This window comes from Hymenobacter seoulensis, from assembly GCF_054780535.1.
The window spans coordinates 94,062-100,388 of record NZ_BAAGWD010000009.1 but is presented as its reverse complement, the minus strand read 5'-3'; the positions used below and the strand labels follow the sequence as shown (position 1 = coordinate 100,388).

Genomic DNA, 6,327 nt, shown 5'->3' with positions numbered 1-6,327 from the left:
GTGTTCCCTTCAGCGGTCGTGTAATAGTCTCCGGCGCCCGGCAGGAAGCCATACTGATGATAGAAGCGCTGAAATTCAGAGGCGAGAAACGTAGACAACGTTTCTAGTTCACTTTCCGGATCCCCGGTATGCGTCGCGAGGTAACGCGCAATAGTTTCCTCATTTAAATGAATCTCAAACGCAGGAGCCGGTAGCGTTGCCATGAAGCCAGAAAGAATAGTACGTCCTAAATGTAGCATTTCGACTGGTACAAACTCCGTGCAGATTCCTTTCCGCATTAGCTAGGCCTGCTGCCAGTCTATCAGCGCCGCTGGCCTCAGGGAATGACCAGCCAAGGGTTGGCTCAGAAGGGCGTTTTCGACCTTGCGCATCCGCTGCGGGTGACTGGTCGCTTTACGAGCATGGGGTAAAAGGGTGCCTCCAATGTGGGGAAAGGTTAGGTGGGAAGGCGGCTAAGGTAGCCATTTGTAAAATGGCTAAAACAGACTGCTTATCAAAACTAAGTGCCCCTATTATTCTCCTTATTCCTCTTCGTTACCGGTACCAACCGGCTCGATACGTCAGTAGAAGGTTAAAGTAACTTATCTATATATATTTAAAATGAATAATAGTATTATTCAAAAAAACCCGTATCTTTTGCGGTATCCTTCATAGAAAACTTTATATTCCAATGGAACAACGTGTACGCCGGGTGCGAACTAACTCCCGCTATTATCGGCTGGGATGGCTCTTGATTTTAAGTCTGGCTGTATTCATCACATGGGAGCTGGTTACGTATCCGCTGCCTGCTCCCACGCTACGACCCTGATCTGCCAAAATATCCTTTGTCGCTGTCCTCTCCTCTGCTTCCGCTGCCCGTAGCAGCTTCACCCCGTTGCTAGTAGGTGGCCTTCGAATCGTTGCTGCTTTACCCAATTGCCCTGTTGTCGCCGGGGCGGCGCTAAGAAGTAACCCGTCCGCCCGTACCATCGCACCCGGCGCGGGTACTCTTCCTTGCCACTCTTCTTGGAGTAGCTTCCTGCCCTAGTTATGCGCATAACGTACTCGCTCCCCCTGCTCAGTATTTGCGTGCCGACCTATCGCCGCCCCACCCTGCTGGCGCGCGCCCTGCGTTCCATTGGGCCCTTGCCGCCCCACGTTGAACTGCTGATTTCCGATAACTCTCCCGCGGATGACTGGCAGACCCCCTTGGTGGCGCAGTACGCCCTGACGCGTCAGCCAGCTGCGCAGGGGCGGTACTACCGCAATCGCGAGGGTGGTAATTCCACCACCAACTGGCAGGCGTGCATGCGCCGGGCCAGGGGACGATACCTGCTCATGCTGCACGACGACGATTATTTGCTGCCCGGTGGCCTGCCGCTGATCCTACAGACGCTCCTGACCCTGCCCAAGCCCTACGGTGCCGTCTTGTTCGGGGTAGCGGTCGTGGATCCGGCCAAACGGGTGCTCTCCCAGCAGCGCGTAGCGCGGGCCCGGTACCTGGAGCCCGTAGCGGCGGTAGAAGCGGTGCTGACCAACTCCTCGCTGATCCGGATTCCGGCCATGGTAGCGGACCGCCGCAGCTGCTGCGAATTAGGGTTAGACCCGGCTCAGCTGGGTACGGACGACACGGATCTGTGGGTGCGCCTGCTGGCGCGCCACGGCCTGTACTGCGCTCCCGGCAGCCCGGCGGCGTACACGGTACACCCTGAAGCGGAAACGACCACGCTCTTTAGCGAAGCAGGCATCGAACTCCTGTTGCGGCTGTTTCTCAAGGCGCAGGCCATGCAGTGTTTGGCCCCGGATCGTTTGGTGCGCGCCCAGTCGCATTTCCTGCATCAGTTTATCCTGGCCGGGACGTACCGCTGCCTGCGTCAACGGGATTGGGCGGGGGCCCAGCGCGTATTCACGCTTTTCCAGCTGCCTGCTTTAGCTCACCTCCACATACCGGCCCGCTGGTGGCCGGTACGGGGGGGCTTTAAACTGCTGCTGATGAGTACTCCTTGGCTGTCGCAGCCCCTGCATTTGCCTGTTAACTCGGCTAACTGACGTCATACTATAGCAGCCCGCCACTACGCACGGGGAACTTACTGCTTAGCAGTCATGAGCCGGCAGCAGGCTCCCAGTAGTGATAGGGGACTGGTAATTGGGTAGCTAGGCCAGCGAAAGACCTAGCTACCCCGGATGAGTGCTACTGGCAAAGGGTAACCTGCTTAAGGGTTTTCGTCCGCCGCTGGCCAGCAAGCGATCAGGACAGTGGAGAGGAAACCAGGTCTACCCAGGTCCGCTCGAGCAGGGGAGTGCCGCCCTCGTAGGAGTGAATCAACTCAGCGGGCAAGCGCTGCTGGTCAGATAGGCGGAAGTAGTCGGCCAGGGTGGTGCCCGTGCAGGCCGAATCGTAGTTGGGCGCGCCGTGCCTATGCCGCAGGTCCCCGGAGTGCACCGTGCGGAAGTCGATGCTGAAGCGGGTTTTTCCGGTAAAATTAGGGACGGTGGAGTGCAGGTGAGCCGCTGAGAAGACCGTTAGGGTGCCGGGTGGGGTAACCAGGCGTACCTGGGGGTCCAAGATCAGTTTTTCGTGGGGCTCAGGACGTACCCGGCGGTCCAGCATCCCGGGCGTTTGGGCGATGCGCCGCCCTTCCGCATACCACTCGTGGCAGTTGTAGCCCAGGGAGCCATTGGCAATAGCCCGGTTCCAGTAGTCCGGGTGGAATGCCAAAGAGTTGCCGGATTCATACTCATAAATGGGAAGCCACCAATTGATTTGGCACAGCGGTCCTGAGAACCACGTGTCCCGGTGGCTTTCGAAGGCGTACGAAATTCCCCGGTTGAGGTAGCCGTGGCTGGTAGCCGTACGCATGCGGGGCACGTCAAAATAGGTCAGGTCCGGATCACAGCCCATCTCTACTAATAGGTTTCGCACGAGTCGCTTGGACTCGGCATGATTAATAAAAGTGGGCTTGAACGTTGTAAGCAAGGCTTCATACGCTTCCGGCGCCAACTGGTGCTGGGCCGTGAGCGGGTCCAGCTTCCCGAAAGCGTTTTCGATCAGGTGGCGGGCGAAGTCCACCAGGGCGGTTGCGCTCGGCCCCGGGGTGTATACGAAGAGTTGACCGTCAAACAGCTGTTGGCGCCGTTGTTCGTCCGTAACATTTGAGTTGAGGGAGATAGTGTTCATAGTCGCGGGTAAAGGTTGATCAGGAGGTGAACGCCGTAGTTTCGGCGGGGACAGGCCCGGGCACCAGCGGTGCGCGGGAACGCACCTGCAACTCGCGCAGCAGTATAATGGGTGGCAACGCCAGCACCAGCACGAGTAGCTGCACCAGTTCAGCAGGGGGATAACCAGGGACCACAGGGACCGGACGCTGCCGCACGGAGCTCAAGCGTGCGCTACCAGGGCGGGACTACTGACATAGCTGAACACCTGCAGGGAGGGAACCGCTACTACGAACTGACCGCCCCACTCCTGAATAAAGGAGAGGCTCTCGGCAATTTCCTCGCGCAGGTTCCAGGGCAGAATGACTACATAGTCAGGCTGCTCGGCGCGGATGAGCTCCGGCGACACCACCGGGATGTGGCTTCCCGGCAGGTATTTACCCTGCTTGTACGGGGACGCATCGGCCACGAAACTTACCAGATCCGTGTTCTGCACGCCGCAGTAGTTGAGCAGGGTATTGCCTTTGGCCGCCGCGCCGTAGCCTACCACCCGCTTGCCGCGGCGGCGCTGCTCAAGTAGAAACCGGAGGAAATCGGCACGGATGGTGTCCACCCGCGGCTGGAAATCCTGGTAATAGGCCAGCGTGAGCAGGCCCGCCGCCTGCTCACGGGCCAGCAGCTCCCGGACGGCCCGCGTCACGGGCTTGGTGTGGTCGGCCCCGTGGCGGGCGAAAATGCGCAGCGACCCGCCGTGCGTGGGGAGTTCCTCCACATCGAACAGGGTCAGGCCGTGGGCCTGAAAAATGCGCGCCACCGTGCTGAGCGACAGGTAGCTGAAGTGCTCATGGTAGATCGTATCGAACTGACACTGCTCCACCAGGTTCAGCAAGTGGGGAAACTCCAGGGTGATGACTCCGGTGGGCTTCAGGGCCGCTTGCAGTCCGCCCACGAAGTCGTTGATGTCCGGCACGTGGGCCAGCACATTGTTGCTAATCAGCAAATCCGCCTGCTGCCCGGTGGCGGCCAACTCGTGGGCCAGCTTTAGGGTGAAGAAGTCTACCACCGTGCGTACCCCGCGCCCGGCGGCAATACGCGCGGTATTGGCTGTGGGATCCACCCCGAGTACGGGAATGCCATAGGCCTTAAAATACTGAAGCAGATAGCCATCGTTGGAGGCTGCTTCCACGATTAGGGAATTCTTGGTGTAGCCAAAACGCTGCATCATCATGTCTGCGTAGCGCCGGGCATGGGCCAGCCAGCTCGTCGAATAGGACGAGAAGTAAGTGTAGTCTTCGTCGAAGATTTCCACTGCTTTTTTCACTTCCCCAATCTGCACCAAAAAGCACTGGGGGCAGACGTACGTCTTCAGCGGATACTGCACCTGCGGTTCCGCTAGTTGTGAGGCCGTGAGCATAGAGTTGGAAGGCGGGCAATGGCCTAAATCGGCAAACACGTGGTGGAGTTCGGTTTCACAGTGACGGCAGTTCATAGGGCAGGACCAGGGAGATGGAAGAGAAGAGAGAAGCGAGCACAAGGGTACTGTAGGCGGGGAGCGCCAGTACCTATCAGTTGGGTGACGGGGAGCAGGCTATCCCGTCGGGCGGCAACTGCTTCATTTCCTTCTCCTGCTGGAACTGAGCAGCGAGGGGTGTTGAAAAAGTCCTGTAAAGTGTCACCATGATTAAACTCAATTAAGTGAATGAAAAGAAATATTTTATGTAAATAATGCTATCTATAAATAAAAACAAAGCAATATATAATATTAATTTTTGACGAGAATCTATATGTAAGCGCCAACTCTAGGGTGCAGGAGTTGGTAGTATAGCTGTTCCCTATGGTCTTAGTCGAGGAAAAGGATTTATCTATTTTAACCTGTTTGCAGCAGCCGTAAACTTGTACTTAATGGGAGTCTTGTCGACGAGCTTAAGTTACTCTCAGGGGCCAGAAAGGCAGTCAGGTGGTCCAGCTAAGCCGGACGGAATTGGGACGTGGTTCGCAGATGAGTTTCGAAGTGATTGGGGGCAAGGTAGCCGAGCGCCGAATGACGTCTTTCGGTGTTGTAATAGGCGATGTGGTGGCTGATTTCGAGCTTGGCCTCGGCCAGCCCGAGGAAGCTGCCCCCGTCGAGCAGTTCGGCTTTGAAGGGGCTCCAAAACAATTCGGCGTGAGCGTTGTCATAGCAGTTACCGCGCCGGCTCATGCTCTGCACGGCCCTGTGCCGGACCAGTAAGTTCTTGAAGCGGGTGGCCGTGTCCTGGCTGCCCTGGTCGGAGTGCGCGACCAGCCCGGCCAGGGCACAACGTTTACCGTGTTGCTGCCCGCCTGATTCAATCTCGTCGCCGCCGTCCGGGGGCATCTCCACGAAAAAGCACGTACCTGCGCCCTGGCGGCTGCCTACCCCCAGCCGGCCGTGGTGCAGCTGCACGATATGGGTGGTTGGGGGGGCTAAAAAAATCGCAAAACCACCGCCAGCCAGCGATGTACTGGCTCCCTCTTGGGCCTTCTGTTGTCTTTCCTTTGGGTAGAAACACCCGGCCCTTAGCTGGACATTGTCAGTTCGCCTGGCCATGCCCCAAAGACCCTACCTACGGGGCGGTTTATCAGCGCCCCAACCACCGCTGCCAGCCCATCACTTTTGCCTATCAACACGTAGGGTGACGCTGCAGGGTCGCCGCATCTGGCTTGCAAGCCGCGAAACCGCAGGGAAGGCCTTCTTCATGGATGGTCGCGGGCGGGCGGCGAGACCAGGGCGGCCCGGTGGCCTAGGAGGCCGGCAGGTGTTGGGGAAAATGGGTCCGTAGCAAGGCGGCCACCTTCTCCGCCGTCAGGGGCTTGGCCAGGAAGCCCGATACGAGTTGGAGCTGCTCGACGCGCTGCACGTCGCGCGGGTGCAGCGAGGTGGTCAGCATGATGACAATAGCGCGCTGCTCGGCCAGCGGCAGCTGCCGGTAGTGGTCCAAAAACTCGATACCGCTCATGCCCGGCATGTTCACGTCCAGCAGGATGAGTACCGGGCAACTGGGCGTCGGCGACACGCAGTGCTGGCGCAGGTCGCGCAGGGCTTGCTCGCCGTCTTCGGCCACCAGGATACGGTCGGTGACGCCCAGGCGGGTGAGCAGGGTGCGGTTGAGGTAGTTAGTGGTCTGGTCGTCATCGACCAGCAGCACGCACGACAAGGGCGTCATAAGCAGG

Annotated in this window: 7 protein-coding genes; 1 reads left to right on the top strand and 6 read right to left on the bottom strand. The window is 58.6% G+C overall.

Going from position 1 to position 6,327, the window contains the following annotated elements; all coding sequences use genetic code 11:
* On the bottom strand, positions 1-203 hold a 203-nt coding region (locus ACYVHC_RS21045; RefSeq protein WP_460615706.1), incomplete at its 3' end, for a hypothetical protein.
* A gap of 826 nt (positions 204-1,029) precedes the next feature.
* Here ACYVHC_RS21045 and ACYVHC_RS21040 point away from each other — a divergent pair.
* Positions 1,030-2,028, top strand: coding sequence for a glycosyltransferase (locus ACYVHC_RS21040; protein ID WP_460615705.1), 999 nt, complete (start codon positions 1,030-1,032; stop codon positions 2,026-2,028).
* 199 nt (positions 2,029-2,227) lie between these two features.
* Here the strand turns inward: ACYVHC_RS21040 and ACYVHC_RS21035 are convergent, their stop codons facing one another.
* The 5 genes from ACYVHC_RS21035 to ACYVHC_RS21015 all read right to left on the bottom strand — a co-directional run bounded on the left by ACYVHC_RS21035 (position 2,228) and on the right by ACYVHC_RS21015 (position 6,320).
* The gene (locus tag ACYVHC_RS21035; protein WP_460615704.1) at positions 2,228-3,157 is read right to left on the bottom strand and encodes a hypothetical protein; all 930 of its coding nucleotides are present in this window, start codon (positions 3,155-3,157) and stop codon (positions 2,228-2,230) included.
* A 19-nt stretch (positions 3,158-3,176) separates the two neighbouring features.
* Entirely contained in the window at positions 3,177-3,332 is a 156-nt protein-coding gene (locus tag ACYVHC_RS21030) for a hypothetical protein (protein WP_460615703.1), read from the bottom strand.
* 26 nt (positions 3,333-3,358) lie between these two features.
* A complete protein-coding gene (locus ACYVHC_RS21025) occupies positions 3,359-4,624 on the bottom strand; it encodes a methyltransferase domain-containing protein (RefSeq protein ID WP_460615702.1) in 1,266 nt (421 codons plus the stop codon).
* A 477-nt stretch (positions 4,625-5,101) separates the two neighbouring features.
* Positions 5,102-5,560 carry an integrase core domain-containing protein gene (locus ACYVHC_RS21020; RefSeq protein ID WP_460615701.1) on the bottom strand — a complete coding sequence of 153 codons (459 nt, stop codon included), beginning with the start codon at positions 5,558-5,560 and terminating at the stop codon, positions 5,102-5,104.
* Positions 5,561-5,897: 337 nt separating this feature from the next.
* Entirely contained in the window at positions 5,898-6,320 is a 423-nt protein-coding gene (locus ACYVHC_RS21015) for a response regulator (RefSeq protein ID WP_460615700.1), read from the bottom strand.
* Positions 6,321-6,327: the final 7 nt, after the last annotated feature.

Bases quoted from the DNA above. Each gene is read 5' to 3' on its own strand.
- ACYVHC_RS21015 (WP_460615700.1), bottom strand. From the start codon at position 6,320: ATGACGCCCTTGTCGTGCGTGCTGCTGGTCGATGACGACCAGACCACT.
- ACYVHC_RS21040 (WP_460615705.1), top strand. From the start codon at position 1,030: ATGCGCATAACGTACTCGCTCCCCCTGCTCAGTATTTGCGTGCCGACC.
- ACYVHC_RS21035 (WP_460615704.1), bottom strand. From the start codon at position 3,157: ATGAACACTATCTCCCTCAACTCAAATGTTACGGACGAACAACGGCGC.
- ACYVHC_RS21025 (WP_460615702.1), bottom strand. From the start codon at position 4,624: ATGAACTGCCGTCACTGTGAAACCGAACTCCACCACGTGTTTGCCGAT.